The 16,455-nt window shown below is 42.5% G+C and carries 20 protein-coding genes and 5 pseudogenes; 16 read left to right on the forward strand and 9 right to left on the reverse strand.

The features are described from left to right. Positions 1–103 precede the first annotated feature (103 nt). Positions 104–355 (reverse strand): hypothetical protein, encoded by a 252-nt coding sequence (locus TT11_RS12825; RefSeq protein ID WP_261870729.1) that lies wholly within the window; start codon positions 353–355, stop codon positions 104–106. Between the two features lie 372 nt (positions 356–727). On the opposite strand from TT11_RS12825, the gene pqqA reads away from it, so the two are divergent. The 6 genes and pseudogenes from pqqA (at position 728) to TT11_RS12855 (ending at position 5,101) form a co-directional block, all read left to right on the forward strand. Beyond that, the gene (pqqA, locus tag TT11_RS12830; protein WP_082894360.1) at positions 728–802 is read left to right on the forward strand and encodes a pyrroloquinoline quinone precursor peptide PqqA; all 75 of its coding nucleotides are present in this window, start codon (positions 728–730) and stop codon (positions 800–802) included. A 71-nt stretch (positions 803–873) separates the two neighbouring features. Continuing rightward, a pseudogene (gene pqqB, locus TT11_RS12835) lies at positions 874–1,786 on the forward strand (pyrroloquinoline quinone biosynthesis protein PqqB). A gap of 41 nt (positions 1,787–1,827) precedes the next feature. Beyond that, a complete protein-coding gene (pqqC, locus tag TT11_RS12840) occupies positions 1,828–2,586 on the forward strand; it encodes a pyrroloquinoline-quinone synthase PqqC (RefSeq protein ID WP_261870730.1) in 759 nt (252 codons plus the stop codon). Next, positions 2,583–2,878 (forward strand): annotated as a pseudogene (gene pqqD / locus TT11_RS12845) (pyrroloquinoline quinone biosynthesis peptide chaperone PqqD). Before pqqC ends, pqqD begins: the two are co-directional and overlap by 4 nt. Next, positions 2,875–4,048: pseudogene (gene pqqE / locus TT11_RS12850) on the forward strand (pyrroloquinoline quinone biosynthesis protein PqqE). Before pqqD ends, pqqE begins: the two co-directional pseudogenes overlap by 4 nt. Further along, positions 4,045–5,101 (forward strand): annotated as a pseudogene (locus tag TT11_RS12855) (dipeptidase). The pseudogenes pqqE and TT11_RS12855 overlap by 4 nt, the downstream one beginning before the upstream one ends. Before the next feature lie 132 nt (positions 5,102–5,233). Here TT11_RS12855 and TT11_RS12860 read toward each other — a convergent pair. Both TT11_RS12860 and TT11_RS12865 read right to left on the reverse strand, forming a co-directional pair. Next, positions 5,234–5,788 carry a substrate binding domain-containing protein gene (locus tag TT11_RS12860; RefSeq protein WP_261870731.1) on the reverse strand — a complete coding sequence of 185 codons (555 nt, stop codon included), beginning with the start codon at positions 5,786–5,788 and terminating at the stop codon, positions 5,234–5,236. A 14-nt stretch (positions 5,789–5,802) separates the two neighbouring features. Then, entirely contained in the window at positions 5,803–6,147 is a 345-nt protein-coding gene (locus tag TT11_RS12865) for a LysR family transcriptional regulator (RefSeq protein WP_261870732.1), read from the reverse strand. A 175-nt stretch (positions 6,148–6,322) separates the two neighbouring features. Between TT11_RS12865 and TT11_RS12870 the strand changes: the two genes are divergently transcribed. The 3 genes and pseudogenes from TT11_RS12870 to TT11_RS17390 all read left to right on the forward strand — a co-directional run bounded on the left by TT11_RS12870 (position 6,323) and on the right by TT11_RS17390 (position 8,252). Then, entirely contained in the window at positions 6,323–7,297 is a 975-nt protein-coding gene (locus TT11_RS12870) for a hypothetical protein (RefSeq protein WP_261870733.1), read from the forward strand. Between the two features lie 365 nt (positions 7,298–7,662). Next, positions 7,663–7,836, forward strand: a pseudogene (locus tag TT11_RS17385) (nitroreductase family protein); the annotation flags it as partial. A gap of 200 nt (positions 7,837–8,036) precedes the next feature. Continuing rightward, positions 8,037–8,252: a hypothetical protein gene (locus TT11_RS17390; protein ID WP_370587854.1), complete on the forward strand. Its 216-nt coding sequence runs from the start codon at positions 8,037–8,039 to the stop codon at positions 8,250–8,252. 449 nt (positions 8,253–8,701) lie between these two features. On the opposite strand, the gene TT11_RS12880 is transcribed toward TT11_RS17390, so the two are convergent. After that, positions 8,702–9,595 (reverse strand): LysR family transcriptional regulator, encoded by an 894-nt coding sequence (locus TT11_RS12880; RefSeq protein ID WP_261870734.1) that lies wholly within the window; start codon positions 9,593–9,595, stop codon positions 8,702–8,704. 147 nt (positions 9,596–9,742) lie between these two features. Here TT11_RS12880 and TT11_RS12885 point away from each other — a divergent pair, with 147 nt between their 5' ends. From TT11_RS12885 to TT11_RS12900, 4 genes are all read left to right on the forward strand, one after another. Continuing rightward, positions 9,743–10,444: an MBL fold metallo-hydrolase gene (locus TT11_RS12885; RefSeq protein WP_261870735.1), complete on the forward strand. Its 702-nt coding sequence runs from the start codon at positions 9,743–9,745 to the stop codon at positions 10,442–10,444. Between the two features lie 41 nt (positions 10,445–10,485). Next, the gene (locus TT11_RS12890) at positions 10,486–10,620 is read left to right on the forward strand and encodes a hypothetical protein (protein ID WP_261870736.1); all 135 of its coding nucleotides are present in this window, start codon (positions 10,486–10,488) and stop codon (positions 10,618–10,620) included. Positions 10,621–10,754: 134 nt separating this feature from the next. Further along, positions 10,755–11,129 carry a hypothetical protein gene (locus tag TT11_RS12895; protein ID WP_261870737.1) on the forward strand — a complete coding sequence of 125 codons (375 nt, stop codon included), beginning with the start codon at positions 10,755–10,757 and terminating at the stop codon, positions 11,127–11,129. After that, positions 11,074–11,370 carry a GNAT family N-acetyltransferase gene (locus TT11_RS12900; RefSeq protein WP_261870738.1) on the forward strand — a complete coding sequence of 99 codons (297 nt, stop codon included), beginning with the start codon at positions 11,074–11,076 and terminating at the stop codon, positions 11,368–11,370. Before TT11_RS12895 ends, TT11_RS12900 begins: the two co-directional genes overlap by 56 nt. Positions 11,371–11,390: 20 nt before the next feature. Here the strand turns inward: TT11_RS12900 and TT11_RS12905 are convergent, their stop codons facing one another. From TT11_RS12905 to TT11_RS12920, 4 genes are all read right to left on the reverse strand, one after another. Then, entirely contained in the window at positions 11,391–11,780 is a 390-nt protein-coding gene (locus tag TT11_RS12905) for a Xaa-Pro peptidase family protein (RefSeq protein ID WP_261870739.1), read from the reverse strand. 11 nt (positions 11,781–11,791) lie between these two features. Continuing rightward, positions 11,792–12,553, reverse strand: coding sequence for a Xaa-Pro peptidase family protein (locus TT11_RS12910; RefSeq protein ID WP_261870740.1), 762 nt, complete (start codon positions 12,551–12,553; stop codon positions 11,792–11,794). 381 nt (positions 12,554–12,934) lie between these two features. Further along, positions 12,935–13,510, reverse strand: a complete 576-nt coding sequence (locus TT11_RS12915; protein WP_261870741.1) for a DMT family transporter — start codon at positions 13,508–13,510, stop codon at positions 12,935–12,937. Further along, complete coding sequence (locus TT11_RS12920) at positions 13,452–13,805, reverse strand: hypothetical protein (protein ID WP_261870742.1); 354 nt, start codon at positions 13,803–13,805, stop codon at positions 13,452–13,454. Before TT11_RS12920 ends, TT11_RS12915 begins: the two co-directional genes overlap by 59 nt. A 154-nt stretch (positions 13,806–13,959) precedes the next feature. Between TT11_RS12920 and TT11_RS12925 the strand changes: the two genes are divergently transcribed. The 3 genes from TT11_RS12925 (at position 13,960) to TT11_RS12935 (ending at position 15,696) form a co-directional block, all read left to right on the forward strand. Continuing rightward, positions 13,960–14,826, forward strand: coding sequence for a LysR substrate-binding domain-containing protein (locus tag TT11_RS12925; protein ID WP_261870803.1), 867 nt, complete (start codon positions 13,960–13,962; stop codon positions 14,824–14,826). 122 nt (positions 14,827–14,948) lie between these two features. Continuing rightward, entirely contained in the window at positions 14,949–15,287 is a 339-nt protein-coding gene (locus TT11_RS12930; RefSeq protein WP_261870743.1) for a nitrilase-related carbon-nitrogen hydrolase, read from the forward strand. Next, positions 15,256–15,696 (forward strand): carbon-nitrogen hydrolase family protein, encoded by a 441-nt coding sequence (locus TT11_RS12935; protein ID WP_261870804.1) that lies wholly within the window; start codon positions 15,256–15,258, stop codon positions 15,694–15,696. The genes TT11_RS12930 and TT11_RS12935 overlap by 32 nt, the downstream gene beginning before the upstream one ends. Before the next feature lie 171 nt (positions 15,697–15,867). Here the strand turns inward: TT11_RS12935 and TT11_RS12940 are convergent, their stop codons facing one another. Further along, on the reverse strand, positions 15,868–16,455 hold the full coding sequence (locus TT11_RS12940; RefSeq protein WP_101204561.1) for a 2-hydroxychromene-2-carboxylate isomerase: 588 nt from the start codon (positions 16,453–16,455) through the stop codon (positions 15,868–15,870).

The raw sequence follows: 16,455 nt of genomic DNA on the forward strand, positions 1-16,455 counted from the left end.
AGTCAACTAGAACAAGAAGTTGTAGACAGATGGTAGATTTTCATGCATAGGCTGCAAAACTAATCTGCATGCAGAGTATAACAGTCATTATATTAATAGTAAGTTATAGCCCCACATCATCTTGAGTAAGCGCCACTCTCTTTACTGAGACAGCATATTCCCATAGCTCACCTTTATCACAAACGAACTGGTCGTTATTGAAAGCTACAATAGGAACCAATAATTCGTAGTAATCATTATCTATGGTTGCTATAGCATAATCATCGCTAACGTTGCTGACAGCACACCATACATAGTTGCTGACATTTCCCAAGATGGCTTTGGTTAACTCACTGCCTTGTAATTCAGCAATCATCTTCAGGCTCCAGTATCTATCAAGTTAATCTATTACTTTATAGATAAATTCGGTTTTTGCAATATATCTGTATAACTCATAAGTTCTCGAAATACGCCTGACTCCCATCGAGCAGATTTTTTATAGTTATAATTTATACTCAAACTATTCAAAGATATTTTTAATCTTATGCTCGATATACTGTCTTTTCGGTATGATAAATCGGCTTTCATTTATGCTATAAAAGACTGCTTGAACGATGCTCGTTAACGCTTTACTAACATCTAAGAAATTGACAGCAGGGGGCAGCTTATACTACCCTTTATCACTCACTCATTCATTCATTTTATTAATCTTACTTCTTAAATAGTAAGATCGTTCCGGAGTAATCCCATGCAGTGGACCAAACCAGCTTTTCAAGACATTCGTATCGGTTTCGAAGTGACTATGTATTTCGAAGCACGCTAAAACTCATTAGCACTCAATCCATTAAAAGCCCTAGATGATTAGGGCTTTTATTTTTTTGGAAATATTGATTTATGTATATTCACGTTTTAGGCTCAGCTGCTGGTGGCGGTTTCCCGCAGTGGAACTGTAACTGCGATAATTGCCACGGTGTCCGTCAAGGCACGATTCAGGAAAAAAACCCGTACCCAATCTTCGATAGCCATATCAGAAAATGGTGTGGATTGGATCTTATTCAACGCGTCACCTGATATCCGCCAACAATTATTTGAGTTCAAGGCAGCACAGCCAGCACGTCAATTGAGAGATACAGGCATCACGAATGTGGTCTTGATGGACAGTCAACTTGACCATACGACGGGGCTATTGACCCTGCGTGAAGGTTGTCCAATGCCTGTTTGGTGTACTGACATGGTCTATCAAGATCTCACGACAGGATTTCCTCTTTTTAATATGTTAAAGCACTGGAATGGCGGCTTGCAATATAATCAAATTGATCCAGAAAAGACGTTTAAGATTGAAGGATTTGACAATTTAGAATTGACGCCTTTAGTGATTAGAAGCTCTGCACCGCCCTACTCTCCGCACCGCAACGACCCGCATGATGGCGACAATATTGCTCTGATTGTAAAAGATTTAAAAACACAAAAACAGCTGTTCTATGCGCCAGGTTTGGGCAAAATTGATGATGACGTTATGCAGATCATGCGCGCCTCTGATTGCGTGATGATTGACGGTACGCTATGGACAGACAATGAAATGCAAGAGTGCGGCGTCGGTACAAAGACCGGCCAAGACATGGGGCATTTACATATTAGTGGTAAAGACGGCTCGCTACATTATTTAGATCAGTTGGATAACGCTCGTAAGGTGCTGATCCATATTAATAATACCAACCCGATATTGAATGAACAGTCTGAACAAGCCGCGACATTAAAACAACATGGTGTTGAAGTAGCATTTGATGGTATGCAGATTGAGCTTTAATACAAACGGTAAGGCAAAACAGCAATCGTAAGGTGAGAACAATGCAAGAAGAAAACACAGCGCTAAGCCCAGAAGCGTTTGAACAAGCGATTATGGATAAGGGTCAGTATTATCATATTTACCATCCTTTTCATATTATGATGCATGAAGGCAAAGCGACCCAGCAGCAGATCCAAGCGTGGGTCGCCAACCGTTTTTATTATCAGATCAATATCCCATTGAAAGATGCGGCCATTATGGCAAACTGTCCTGATCAGCGCGTGCGTCAAGAATGGATTCAACGCATGATTGATCAAGATGGCGTCTATCCTGATGGCGGCGGTCGTGAAGCATGGCTAGGTCTGGCAGAGGCAGTCGGTCTGACTCGTGAGCAGGTGATTTCTGAAGAGCTGGTACTACCGGGTGTGCGTTTTGCTGTCGATGCTTATGTGAACTTTGCGCGGCGTACCTCATGGCGAGAAGCCGCCAGTAGCTCACTGACTGAGCTGTTTGCCCCGCAGATTCATCAGTCGCGTTTAGAGTCGTGGCCCAAGCATTACCCTTGGATAAAGGAGCAAGGCTATACCTATTTCCGCTCGCGCCTCAGCCAAGCTCGCCGCGATGTTGAGCATGGTCTGACCATCACACTCGACTCATTCAAAACAGCCGAGCAACAAGAGCGTATGCTTGAGATCCTACAGTTTAAGCTCGATATCTTATGGACAATCTTGGATGCCTTGAGCTTGGCCTATGTGCATAACCAAGCCCCTTACCAAAGTGTTACCACTGACAATGTCTGGCATAAAGGATTGTTCAAATGAGTATACCTGCTAGTTTACCTGAGCTGGATCAATCCATCGTACCGGCATGGCGTCATGGCTATCGCTTTCAGTTTGAGCCAGCGCAAAACGCCTATGTCTTACTCTACCTGAAGGCATGATTAAGCTCAATGACAGTGCCAGCATCATTGGGCAACATATTGATGGCAAAGCGTCCATTGCTGATATTATCCAAAAGGTACAGGCTATGTTTGGTGATATTCCCGAAATCGAACAAGACATCATTGAATATATGCTGGTCGCCCAGCGTGAACATTGGATTGATTTAGTATGACTGCGCCAGTCGGGCTACCGCTATGGCTGCTTGCTGAGCTGACCTACCGCTGCCCCTTACAATGCCCTTATTGCTCAAATCCTATCGATTATGCTCAGTATAAAGAAGAGCTAACGACAGAGGAATGGTTTGATGTATTTGATCAGGCGCGGCAAATGGGCGCGGTGCAGCTTGGTTTTTCTGGCGGCGAGCCACTGGTTCGTCAAGACCTAGAAGAGCTGGTCGCTTATGCACACAATCAAGGTTTTTATACTAACTTGATCACGTCGGGTATGGGATTGACCGAAGCTCGGATTGCGCGTTTAAAAGAAGCAGGTCTTCAGCATATCCAGATCAGCTTCCAAGCCAGCGATCCAACGGTGAACAATGCCTTGGCAGGTTCAAAGCATGCCTTTGAGCAAAAATATGAGATGTCACGTCTGGTCAAACAGTACGATTACCCGATGGTACTTAACTTTGTCATTCATCGGCAAAACATCGATCAGATTGACCAGATTATTGAGCTGTGCTTAGAGCTGGAAGCCGACACAGTTGAGCTGGCTATTTGCCAGTTTTACGGCTGGGCATTTGAAAACATAGAGGGTTTACTACCAACCAAAGCGCAAGTGGTCCGAGCCGAACGCATTACCAATGAATACCGTAAGCAGATTGAAGAACGTGGTATCAAATGCAAACTTATTTTTGTGGTGCCTGATTATTATGAAGAACGTCCAAAGCCCTGTATGGATGGCTGGGGCAAGATTTTCTTAACAGTGGCCCCAGACGGTACAGCCCTGCCTTGCCATGCTGCCAGACAAATGCCAATACAGTTTCCTAATGTACGACATACACCACTGTCAGATATTTGGTATGAATCTACGAGCTTCAATCAGTTTCGCGGTGATGACTGGATGCCTGACATGTGCCAAAGCTGCCCAGACAAAGAACGCGATTATGGCGGCTGTCGTTGCCAAGCCTTTATACTGACTGGGGACGCCAAAAATGCCGATCCTGTCTGTGGCAAATCGCCTTATCACTACTTGATTGAGGAGGCGCGTATCAACAGCGAGACGCCTGTACCTTTTGAAGAGTTGCGCTTTCGTAATCCAAAAAAATTCTAAAACACTGAGCAATAAACAGCTGAATAAAGACAAATTGATTCCTACTCGTATGGTAACAGGTGAAATATGAATGCTAATACTAAGCCTGTGATATTTGATGGACATAACGATCTATTGACTCGCCTTTGGCTAAGTTCAGCTGCCGATCCGGTACATGATTTCATTTATGGTACGTTACCGGGACATTTGGATTTACAACGCTGCAAAGACGCGAATTGGATGGGCGGATTATTTTCTATTTTCCTGCCGCCCTATGCTTATGTGAAAAACAACCATCCTGACAAATTAGCCAATCCCTCACATTCAGACTTCACTCCGCAAGAAATCGTCGATATCTGCTGTGCGCAATTGAAACTAGCCCAGCAACTAGAGGCAAGATCTGACGGTCAGATTCAGATTTGCACCTCGTTAGAACAAATTCAGGCCTGTCAGCAGAATCAACAACTGGCTATCGTTTTGCATCTTGAAGGTGCTGAGTTTTTAGCCATACAGCCTGAACTGCTAGATGTGTTTTATGATGCCGGACTCAGAAGCATTGGCCCACTATGGAATAGAAAGAGCCTTTTCGGTGATGGCTTGAATGCCTCCTTTCCGCATTCTCCAGATACGGGAGCTGGGCTTACGACTCAAGGTAAAGACCTCATTCTTAAATGCAGTGAAAAGCATATGCTGATCGATGTGTCGCATATGAATGAGCGTGCTTTTTGGGATACGCTAGAGATTGCTTGCCAGCCTATTGTTGCAACACACTCCAATGCACATGCTCTATGTCAGCAAGCACGGAACTTAACTGATCAGCAGCTGGCTGCTATTAAACAAAGCGATGGTTTGGTTGGGGTGAATTTCGATGTGGCGTTTCTTCGTGCAGATGGGCAACGTAATACGCAAACCTCACTTGACGTGATTGTCGACCATCTTGATTATCTGATCGACCATCTAGGCGAAGATCATGTTGGGTTTGGCTCTGATTTTGATGGGTGTCTACTACCTGATGAGCTATCTGATATCAGTCAAATCTCTATGTTGATTGAGCGAATGCAACAACGTCACTTCTCAAATCAACTGATTGAAAAGGTGACATCAAAAAAACTGGTTTACGGTACTTGATAAGGTATGGCAATAGTCATAATAATCATTAAGCAATTACTGTCTAGGGACTGCTGTTTTGCTCATCTGATTAAACATACCTCATGCAAAGAATTTAAATGTTAACTATCTTAAAACTGATCAAACAGGGTAATCATTAGTTCTCGTTTTACCTTAATACCTGCTCTACCCGTTCAATCAAGTATTCTTTGACCGCATTGAACAATGGATCGATTAAGCGCCGTTCTGGACAAATCAAATATAGTGGATAATTGGCCACTTGCCAGCCGTCCAACTCCACTTCAATAAGTCTCCCTGCCTTTAAATCGCCGGCGATATCTAACTGAGACTTTAATGCGATGCCTTTACCCGCTACTGCCCAGCGGCGTACAACGTCACCGTCTTTACTTCTGCGATTGCCATCCACTGCCACACGTTTAGTCTTTCCCGCTTTTTCAAAAGTCCACTCGCTCAAATACTTTTCATCATGACCCAAACGTAAACAGTTATGCTGCGATAAATCTTCTGGCATTGTTGGGATACCAATATCCTTATCAATCTTGTTCAAATACTCCTTTGACGCACACAGTATAGGGCGATTATTCAACACTATGGGTAATGCGACCAGTGATGAATCTTTGGGTGCGCCGTAACGTAGTGCCAAATCAATCTGCTGACCGTACAAGTCCACATAGCTGTCTGACATATGTAGCTGCACCGTCACTTTTGGGTGAATGTCTATAAAATCGTCCAGCCAAGCAAAATTAGGTTTCGTCCCAAATCTGATGATGCCGACAGTCGAATGGTACCCGTCAGTTCAGCATCATTGTCATGTAGTCCTGCATAAGCGTTGTCTAAAATAGCCACCGCATCTCGGCAATGCTTTAAATATTGCTCCCCCTTGCTAGTTAGACGCAGCCTACGAGTAGAGCGAACAAATAATACCGTCTCAATTTCCGCTTCTAATCGCTTGACCGCTGCACTCACAACTGCAGGCGACAGATCTAAGTGCCGAGCACAGGCAGATAGGCTACCTAAGCGAGCGGTCTCAATAAAAATACGTAAATCCTGCAAATTTTTCATCGTCATGCCTTCGCTCAATTAACGTCTAACTTAGCAACCACCATCGCTTGCTGCTGCTAGCCTCATCATTATATAAAAATTATTGAAACTGTTTCTCTAAACCTGCTGATTATCAAAATCATTAATTATAGTAGCATGCACCTATAAGGTTCACTCACACATTTGGAGATACACAATGGATACTATAATACGGCCTACGAGCACACAGGACACTCAACACCATAGCGACCATGATGGAGATAATCAACAGAGCGCACTACAGCAAGCACGCAACTTACCACTACCTTCAAAATCAGACATGCTTAGACGTGCACCATCGGTAGAGCATTTCTGGCATCAAAACAGCCAGTTACTAGAGCAAGCATGGGCAGAATGGGAAACCACTGAGCATGACTTGCCTGTACTCGATGATTCATTATTTGATCCAACTCTATGTGATGCAGTGACGCAAGCGTGGCGCACTCCTTCTACGGAGACAGCGGTTAAAAACTTATGGCAAGAGATACTACCTGACGTATATCAGGGGCAACTCTTTGACCCAGCACAACTATCAACGCTGCGCCGTTATTTGCAAGCAATCGCAGACGCTAATATCCCAATACGTCCTCCTTATGGTATCGCATTGAATAGTAATGGCGCCATGCTAGATGCGCGCTCGCTAGGCTATCTGGCCACCCCTAATTTTCAGGCGTTTTATCATAAAGTCATGAATCAATATATGCGCCCTATCGCTCGGTTATTATTTGCCAATATTTATGGCTATGACACTCAGACCTTTGGGTTCTCGATTCAATACCAGCCGGCAGGCGACACATCGCTACAACTTCATACTGATGCTTCAGCGGTGACTATGAATATTAACCTAAATCTGCCAGGCGAAGACTTTACTGGATCAGAAGTTGACTTTGTCGATCGCCATTTAGGGCAAACCAGACGTGCCATCTTTAAACCTGGCATGGCGATTATTCATAGAGGCTCAGTGCCTCACGCCGCACATTCAATCACCAGTGGCAAACGTACCAATATGGTGCTTTGGCTGTATGGCGATAATATGCAAGTACCACGAGGAGTTGGGCTTAATAGTCATATTGATGCCAATCAACGTTGGACTGCTACGCACAGTCAGCCTGATAATTTCGCACCGTTTTAAGATCAGTTTATGCGTTTAATAAATTTATCAATTGATAAATCACCTTCATTATACGTCCTAATATAGCTAACAAATAACCTTTAAAAAGATTAAAAACGCCGTATTCTCAAAATAATATTGAAAGTGTTTTCTCTTGTAGCTAGTGGTTCTAATGTATGAACTTTACTATTATGAGTCATCACTAGGACGGACTAATCAGTTAACTTGATGAACAATAAGGGTTGAGTGGCACCGTTTGTTAAATCCGTTTGTATTACCAGCTGACTAAAAAACTGAAACTTACTTTACTTAAGGACAATCATGAAAACCATTAATGAAGCACTAACTGGCGTTACAGCACCAAAGTATTTGATGCCAATAAAAAGATATCTGCTGAAGATTTTAAGCAGATCAAAGACATGCTACAAATGAGTCCATCAAGTACCAATATTCAACCATGGAACTTTGTCATTGCAGATGATGACGCAGGCAAAGCGCGCATTGCCAAAAGCACGCAAGGTGCCTTTCATTTTAATACACCTAAAGTCCTAGATGCCTCACACGTGGTGGTTTTATGTACTCGTATTCATGCGGATGATGAGTATCTGCAAGCTGTGTTAGAAAAAGAAGATCAAGATGGTCGCTATGCGCAGCCAGAATTCAAAGCACAGATGCATCAAGGTCGCCAATTGTTCTTAGATATGCATCGCTTCGATACCAAAGATGAGCACATTGGCTTGCCAAACAGGTATATCTCAACATGGGCGGGGTACTATTGGGCAGTGCGCTTTTGGGTATTGACACCGTCCCTATGGAAGGTGTTGATTTACAGGCGCTTGATACGGAGTTCGACTTACGTAGCAAAGGATATTCTGCTGTGGCAGTGGTATCGTTTGGCTACCGCAGTGATGAAGACTTTAATGCCAAAATACCTAAATCGCGCTTGAGTGAAGAGACTATTTTTAGTAAGGCTTAAGCAATCATTAGGGTCTGTTGAACATTCAAATGTGGTGCTGGCAGTCACTATTTTTTAGACAATATGCAGTGAATTTTTTTGACGCCTAGTCATTCTAGGTTAAACAATTTCGCCATATATTGGCAGAAAATAGTACTGCCCTGAAAGGCTGATGCTAAAATCACCCCAAACGTTGTTGCAATCCTAGTTAAGGTCTCGACATTATCGTCGGCTTGCGCCTAATTTGGTGCAATTTTAGCAATCAGCAGCCCTAATATTTGAATGTTCAACAGACCCTAAGCGAAGTCTAAACATTATCAAATGGTCAATAAGTATAATTTTAATGTTGCTATTGGCCGTTTGAGTTTCTGCTATAGATTTTCTGACGTTTTTTTAATAATATTTCTTATTAATCTACTATGTTGTTTTTAAAATAGTATAAACAAACATTCCGAGCCATCCATTACTTGCTACCAATAAGGCGAACGCTTTATTTCTTCGGCGAGAAAATCAATAAACTTTCTTTGTAGTGGTGTCACCTGCTTTCGATTGGCATAAACCACATAAACACCCAAGGTTTTGGGTTTCCATTCAGGCAATAACTCAATAAGTTGTCCAGATGCAATCAAAGATTTGACTGCGCCAGATGGCTGTAAACTAATCCCATGTCCACACAACGTGGCAGAGAGCAAGACTTCAGAGATATTGGCGCTAATATTGCCAGAGATAGGAACAGACTCTGGACCATTTGGCCCGTCAAACACCCATGCCGACCGTCCAAAATACGCAAATGATAGACAGTTGTGATGTACAAGCGACTGTACATCTGTAGGTCTGCCACGCTTTTGTAAATACTCAGGGGCAGCGCATACGATAGAGTGGCACTCACCGATACGTCTGGCAACGACATTTGGCTCCAAGTCATTGGTGATACGAATCGCCAAGTCAATACGGGCATCAACTAAATTGACCGAGTCATCAGTGGTAAGAATATCAATTGCTGTTTGCGGCCAGTGAGAAACAAAGCGACCAACCACATCCATCAAAAGGCTATCAATTAGCGAAAAGCTGGCAGTGATTCGCAGCTGACCTTTTAGCTCCAAAGTATTCTGATTGCGTATCTGATCCAACGAGTCGGTCAATCCAAGCAACTGGTACGCCACCTCAAGAGTCTGCTCACCAGGTGCAGTGAGGCTCAGACTTCGGGTCGTGCGATGTAATAAGCGCATATCCATCCAGCTCTCAAGCTCTGTCAGATAGCGCGTTACCTTAGCTCTAGACATGTCTAAATTGTCTGCGGCACGGCTCAAGCTACCTTGTTCAACGATCGTGACAAACACCTGCAACGCGGTCAGCCTATCCATCTCCACATCCTTATTTGCGCGAAAACTGAAACAGTAAATGCCGAATTATAGCGTATTTAAACGAAATACAATCGAATAGAATAGCCACTAACAACGAATACCGCCATTAACGCGGTCTATTTACTCAAACGAAAATACAGGTGGATTATGAAAAAATTAATGACAGCTTCTATGGCGGCCAGTGTGCTACTGCTCGCAACCCAAGTAAACGCAGCCGATCTACAACTGCAAGCATATAAACCAGATCAAAATGCTATTTTCCCAGTGACCTCTGTGCTGGCAAGTGGCGAGAAAGATGCTATCTTGTTCAATGCACAGTTTAGTGTTAGCGACGGTGAAGCATTGGTTGATATGATCAAAAAGAGCAATAAAGACCTAAAAATGATTTATATCACGGCAGGCGATCCAGATTACTATTTCGGTCTTCAGCCTTTAGTCAAAGCCTTCCCTGATGTGAAGGTTATGTCTAGCCCTTCTATTATTGAACACATTGAGGCGACTAAAGATGCAAAATTAGAGCATTGGGGTCCAATCCTTGGCAAGCATGCGCCTACCAAGATCACAGTACCGCAAACACTTGATCAGTCTACACTGACCCTAGAAGGTCACAAAATTGAAATCAAGGAGATGGGAACCCATCAAGCATACATGTGGGTACCAAAGTCAAAAACTGTTTTCGGCGGTGTGTCGGTAACATCAGGTATGCATGTGTGGACTGCGGATACCCAAACTAAAGAAGCTCGTAGCGATTGGATGCAATCATTGGAACACATGAAGCAATTAAAGCCAAACCTTGTGATACCAGGTCACTATTCGGGCAACCTACTCAAAAAAAGACTATGCTGTTGATTTCACTCTCAGTTATCTAAAAACCTTCAAGCAAGCACTGGGTGAGGCAAAAAAAGCAAGACTCCAAGCAGTCAGAAAAAGTAATTTCTACCATGAAATCGGCTTATCCAGCGTTGCCCGGAGGAAGTGATTTAGAGTTGAGCAGTCAAGTCAATACAGGTGAGATAGAGTGGTAAATACAGGGCAACTATTAAGTAAAAAACACTAATACTTTACTAAACCCACTAACCAGATATTAGTAGCAAAGTACTGGCGTATGCTGGGTCAATCAGCATACGCCAGTACTTTTAATGATAAATGAGAACAACTGATGACAATACAGTATCGTCGTGCTACGCCTGAAGACTTTGCAGCCATTGTTGAGCTTTTTATCGTCAATATGAATTTGAGTGTATTTACTACTGCTACAGATAAGCAGGTTCTAAAGCAACTGGCTACCCTATTTCTTGCGAAAGACTGTCATTATGCTACTTTTATACAAGTTGCAGAATATGATGACATCACTTGTGGTGTGGTGATAGGTGTTACTAAAGAAGATTCATACAAGGCATTACCATTCGATGATGAGCCTATTATTGTTCAGATAGAACAAAAGCTGGGTCTATCTGAACAAGGACAACAGGTATTAATTGATTTACAGAAAAAAAGAAACGGCTGGCGCGAAACGAAAGACAGTCGATTTTGATAGCAAGCTACAGTTCTTCTGTGTAGATCCAGACTATCGTCGCCACCGTATTGGAGCGACGTTGATTCAAGCATTTGAGACTTATCTCGTGGCACAGGGTGCAGACATGTATGCATTACATACAGACACCCTGTGCACTTATCAGTACTACGATAACAATGGCTATCAGCGTGTTGATGAGTATCCTAACCATCTAAACCCGCAGATAATGCACTATACCTATGTCAAATCTTTATCTTAACAAGCTTGTATAGACTATCTTTAATTAGCCAATAAAGCGGCTTCGAAAGGATAGTTAGTAAGGTTTTCAAACCCAGTGTCTGTAATAATGATTTGATCTTCAAGTTTGACACCATTTTTACCTCCAACTCGACCTACATACGCTTCAACGCAGAGGGCCATGCCCGGCTCCAACACACCACTATAGCCATGGCATTCAAGGTCTTCGGGGTAACGAATAGACGGGTATTCATCACAAAGACCAACGCCATGCATCATCACACCATATCTTTGCGCTCTATATTCTTCAGGTAGTAATAAACCAGATTTTGTCACCTCCTCAAATGTCATTCCTGGTTTTAATATAGTCATGTTGTGTTGGATATGTTCATAAGCTACCTGATAGAGATGCTTTTGCTCTGCACTTGGCAAGCTCTCTCCAATCATCCAAGTTCGAGACAAGTCTGCACACATTCCATAAGGCCAATCAGATCTGTATCGAATGCAAGTAACTCACCTTCCTTCACAATTCGAGGGCCACTTTCTTGAAACCAAGGATTGGTTCTCGGCCCTGAAGAAAGAATTCGACATTCTATCCACTCACCACCTCGACGAATATTTTCCGCATGAAGAATAGACCATATGTCATTCTCAGTGATACCGGGTACTGTTGCTTCTTGCATGCACTTCATCGCAACCTCTGTTGAGGCAATTGAACATCGCATGGCATTAATTTCATCTTCGTTCTTAATAGATCGAGCAAACTCCATCACTTCCTGACCATCAAAAACATCGACTCCTAACTGTTTTATCTTATTGAAACCAGCAATTTCAATTTTATCGATAGCCAATCTTTTATTGTCTCCAGCATGCTCCCGTAAAATAGATTGAATTTCTGAAGCAAACCTAGAGGCATGTTCGTCAGTTCTATCACCGGTTTCAAAGTAGAAGAAAGAAGCGCCTCCTCTGACTTCTTTGATCAAAGGAAGGTGTGCTGATAAGTGCTCACAATTGTGAAAATCCCATAAAATAAGATGGCCTGATGCCGATACAAAACAGGCTCTAGAGTGATTATGGGTTACCCATACCTGCATATTTGTGGAGTCAGTCGCATATCGAATATTAAGAGGATCAAACAATAAGATGCCGCCAAGATCTCTTTTCTGTAGTTCTTTTACGATTCTTTGGAGGCGGTATTCACGCATTCGTGTAAGGTTAGGAGGTGTCAACCTAGCTCAGCCCACTCATTGAATGCAAGATCTGTTGGACCTATCTCGACACGGTCATTGTCGTTAAGAGAGCCATCAGCTTTAAACGCGCCACCTCGACGCGTGAAGGGTCGATTTTTCGATTTGAAGATGTGACTGAAAATGTGGTTATATTGCTCATTATTTGGCCTGCCTATAGTAATAACTTCAACAAACAAGAGCTCCATTGAAGACTAGAGCCTTGCTTGAATGGTTGTATATATAGTAATTTGCCACAAAAAATGAATATAAAAAAACGATTTAAACACACGAATTCATGACATAAAGTCATGCTAATATTATGACGCTTTCCTTATCTGTTCTCTATGTTTCAAAACGCTATAAGGCTGTTCTTTTATATTTAATAGACTCAAGCGTGGCGAGCCAAATTAAAGGTAAGACAATAAGAGCCGAACCTATCAAAAGACTGATATCCGGTATTTCATCAAACCATACGATGCCGATAACCACTGCTCCTAACAGACCGGTATATTCTGCACTAGATATTTTATGTGCTTCAACCGCTCGGTAGACCAGTACGCAGATACCCGCATAGATCAAAATAAACAAATTTGAGCCTGCTGCTATCCATAGCGCGTACCAACTCAAAGGGGCATTTTCCCAAATAGCCAAACCAAGCCCCAACGGTATTCCGACTAAATTGGTCAAAAACAAGGTCTGAGCAACGGTGTGATTCGAAGGCAATTTACGCACTAGTAGGTTGTTTGTCGCCATGGTTAAGGCCACGATCAGCGCAAATATAGCACCCATATTAATTTGTGTTGGTTTTACCACGACAAGAATACCTATGAAGCCTAGTATTGCCACAATGATGCTTGGTGCTGTGAGTCTGTCTTTATAAAACAGAAACCCTAACGGCAACATCAGTAAAGGTGCAGTATAAAAAAATCGCATTGACCGTGGCTAGCGGTAGCGCTTGGATAGACAACACCATGAATACCGCGCCAAACAACCAAATATGCCCACGTACAAAATGCCATTTTACGTTACTAAGTAGCTTGGCTTTTTGGTTGAATAAACAAAACGGTAGCAGCATCAAGACAGCTGTTAGCTGACGCAATAGCACAAACTGATAGACGGCTGCGCCATCAGGCAATTCTTTTATCAGCGCATCTGAAAGGACGGCAATCATGTTTCCTGCAACCAACAGTATCATTGCAAATCCAACACTCATCTTCGGCATTATCATGCTTATACCTATCTCAAAATACATAAAATTTTCAATTAAGCCATTTAATCTAATGGTCGGATAAATAGTATATTCGCGTATACTCATGACGTATAATGATATAAAAACGTTTAGTATTAGTTGAACTCATAATGAAACTCCCCCATTACGTGCCATACAATGCTTTGAATCTGTAGCAAGGCTCAATAGTTTTTCTAAAGCGGCAGAAAGCCTCAACGTAACGCAAAGTGCTGTGAGTCATCAGGTTCGAACGCTTGAAGAATATCTTGGTGAAGCGTTGTTTTATAGGCAGGGCCGAACCCTTTCTTTAACAGATATAGGTGCTCGCTATTTCACAGAAGTGAATCAATCGCTGACTACTCTATCCAATACCAGTCAGGCCATTCGCCATGATAAGCCTGGCCATATTCGCCTAGCACTGTATAGTTCAGTGGCTGTCAATTGGTTGATTCCTCGGTTAGAAAACTTCCGCGAACAGCACCCAGAGATTGAGCTGACCTTAAATATGGTGACAGACCAAGACGACTATAATGAGCAATGTTCGGATTGCTTTATTACCGTCAATCTACCGAAACGCAATGTAGTCAGCAAGCTTTTATTCGCTGAGAAGCTATTTCCTGTCTGTGGCCAAAAGCTTTGGGCAGAAATAAAGGATCAGCCATTGCCTGAGGCGTTATGGCAACACCCTATACTGTCCGTAAAATATTCTGACAAAAGTGAAGGTACGGCTAATGATTGGCTAAAATGGTGTAAAGCAGGCGGGTTTGAGCTGCCAAGCGAGGTAAAGATTAATCAATTTAGCCATGTACTGCTTGCCGCACAGGCTGCACGTTATAACTTAGGTATTACGCTTACCGACAACTATATGATGCTAGAACAAACACATCAGCAAAATCTTGTCAAAATCCCAATGCATGAATTACTCACTGGCGACAGTTTCTATTTCTTTTATAATGACTTAAAGTCAAATCAACCAGACATCATTAAATTGAGTCGTTGGTTAGAGTCACAATGTCTTTAAAAGTGTTTTAAATAGCATTTTAAATAAGTGTTTCTAAAGACCGTCATTAACGAATATTACCTATAATTGCGACCAATAAGCACTGTGAAAGTATCAACCCCCTACGGTAAAGAGCAAGACCTATGCAAATAATCCTCAATCAAATGGATATTACCGATTATCAAGTATCAGTAAATGCTGCTGCGATATTAAAATCAATCCATGACAATCAAGCCTGCGATGGCTTTATGATTTTTCCAGAACTTGCTTTGACTGGCTTTCCGACGCTAGACAATATTGAAGCGTTGTATCATCAATCAACAGAGCACTTTCACAGCATATTGGAAGCAAGCAAAAATACAGATTCAACCATCATTATTGGACATATTGACAAACAGGATCAACTTTTCTATAACGCATGTTCTTTTATAAAAAACGGCAAAATCATTCATAAACACAGAAAAGTCAAAGCTTTGGCTTGATGATGTTGGGGTATTTACGAGCGGAGAAGACTTGTCAGTGGTTAGCATTAATGATGTGGTTTGCGGTGCTCAGATTTGTTTTGAGCTAGAGTTTCCAGAAGGCTCAAGAGCACTGGCAAAAAAAGGCGCACAGATCATATTTATGCCAAACGGCAATATGTCTCCCTATGCAAATAACCACTATGTATTGACTCAAGCTCGGGCTATAGAGAACCAATGTTTTGTGATTACCTGCAATGGTGTCGGCGTCGGTCATGGCGGTCAGTTTGTAGGAGAGAGCCTAATCGTCTCTCCTACAGGACGAATTATCAAAAAACTTGGTTCGTCGCCAGATATAGTAACAGTAGATATAGATTTAGAGGAACTAGAGCAGTCTAAGCAAAACTATCAATATATAGACTTGTCTTAATGTAACCATAGAGCTTAATCATTAAACTGAGTAACAAGGTTATTTTCTGGAGAAACCACAGTGAAGAAAAATCACGGTTACTTATCGCGGCTGACGTCTGGTGGCTTGAGAGCCAATGGACTATCGTTGAGCTAGTACAGCGCAGCCTATATATCCTATGACTTACTATTCTCAGTCTCTCAAAGCATCTTCAACAAAGCTCAACCGGTCTTGACCAAAGTACATTTCATCATTTACGAAGAAACTTGGTGCCCCAAATATGCCTCGTGCTACTGCTTCTTCGGTACTAGATTTTAAACGCGCCTTGACCTCAGGCTCACTAATACGCGCCATAAAATCAGTCGCCTCAATGCCTACTTTCGACAGAACTTCAGCCACAACTTCTGGTGATTCCATATTTAACTTTTCAGCCCATAGCGCATTGAAGATAGCGGATAAATAACTCTCAAATTTAGGTGTCCCCAAATAAGCGGTAACACCGCGCATAAGCTGCATCGTATTGACTGGGAAAAATGGATTGAAGCGAAAAGGTACGTCATAGATGGCTGAAAAACGCTTAAGGTCTTTGAGCATATAAGCGCCTTTAGCAGGTACGGCAGCTGGTGAGGTGTTACCAACGGCTTGAAACACTGCGCCAAGTAACATAGGTCGCCAAACAATTTCGGCATTGTGACGCTGCGCGATACTCGCTAACTGTGTCCATGCCAAGTAACTGGCTGGGCTACCCACATCAAAGAAAAACTCTACTTGTTTACTCAT

This window comes from Psychrobacter sp. JCM 18901 (assembly GCF_000586435.1).
Lineage (GTDB): Bacteria > Pseudomonadota > Gammaproteobacteria > Pseudomonadales > Moraxellaceae > Psychrobacter.

Bases quoted from the DNA above. Each gene is read 5' to 3' on its own strand.
- TT11_RS12940 (WP_101204561.1), bottom strand. From the start codon at position 16,455: ATGAGTAAACAAGTAGAGTTTTTCTTTGATGTGGGTAGCCCAGCCAGT.
- TT11_RS12865 (WP_261870732.1), bottom strand. From the start codon at position 6,147: ATGAAAAATTTGCAGGATTTACGTATTTTTATTGAGACCGCTCGCTTA.
- TT11_RS12910 (WP_261870740.1), bottom strand. From the start codon at position 12,553: ATGCGTGAATACCGCCTCCAAAGAATCGTAAAAGAACTACAGAAAAGA.
- TT11_RS12920 (WP_261870742.1), bottom strand. From the start codon at position 13,805: ATGATAATGCCGAAGATGAGTGTTGGATTTGCAATGATACTGTTGGTT.
- TT11_RS12915 (WP_261870741.1), bottom strand. From the start codon at position 13,510: ATGCGATTTTTTTATACTGCACCTTTACTGATGTTGCCGTTAGGGTTT.
- TT11_RS12870 (WP_261870733.1), top strand. From the start codon at position 6,323: ATGGATACTATAATACGGCCTACGAGCACACAGGACACTCAACACCAT.
- TT11_RS17390 (WP_370587854.1), top strand. From the start codon at position 8,037: ATGGGCGGGGTACTATTGGGCAGTGCGCTTTTGGGTATTGACACCGTC.
- pqqC (WP_261870730.1), top strand. From the start codon at position 1,828: ATGCAAGAAGAAAACACAGCGCTAAGCCCAGAAGCGTTTGAACAAGCG.
- TT11_RS12895 (WP_261870737.1), top strand. From the start codon at position 10,755: ATGACAATACAGTATCGTCGTGCTACGCCTGAAGACTTTGCAGCCATT.
- TT11_RS12930 (WP_261870743.1), top strand. From the start codon at position 14,949: ATGCAAATAATCCTCAATCAAATGGATATTACCGATTATCAAGTATCA.
- TT11_RS12885 (WP_261870735.1), top strand. From the start codon at position 9,743: ATGAAAAAATTAATGACAGCTTCTATGGCGGCCAGTGTGCTACTGCTC.
- TT11_RS12825 (WP_261870729.1), bottom strand. From the start codon at position 355: ATGATTGCTGAATTACAAGGCAGTGAGTTAACCAAAGCCATCTTGGGA.
- TT11_RS12880 (WP_261870734.1), bottom strand. From the start codon at position 9,595: ATGGATAGGCTGACCGCGTTGCAGGTGTTTGTCACGATCGTTGAACAA.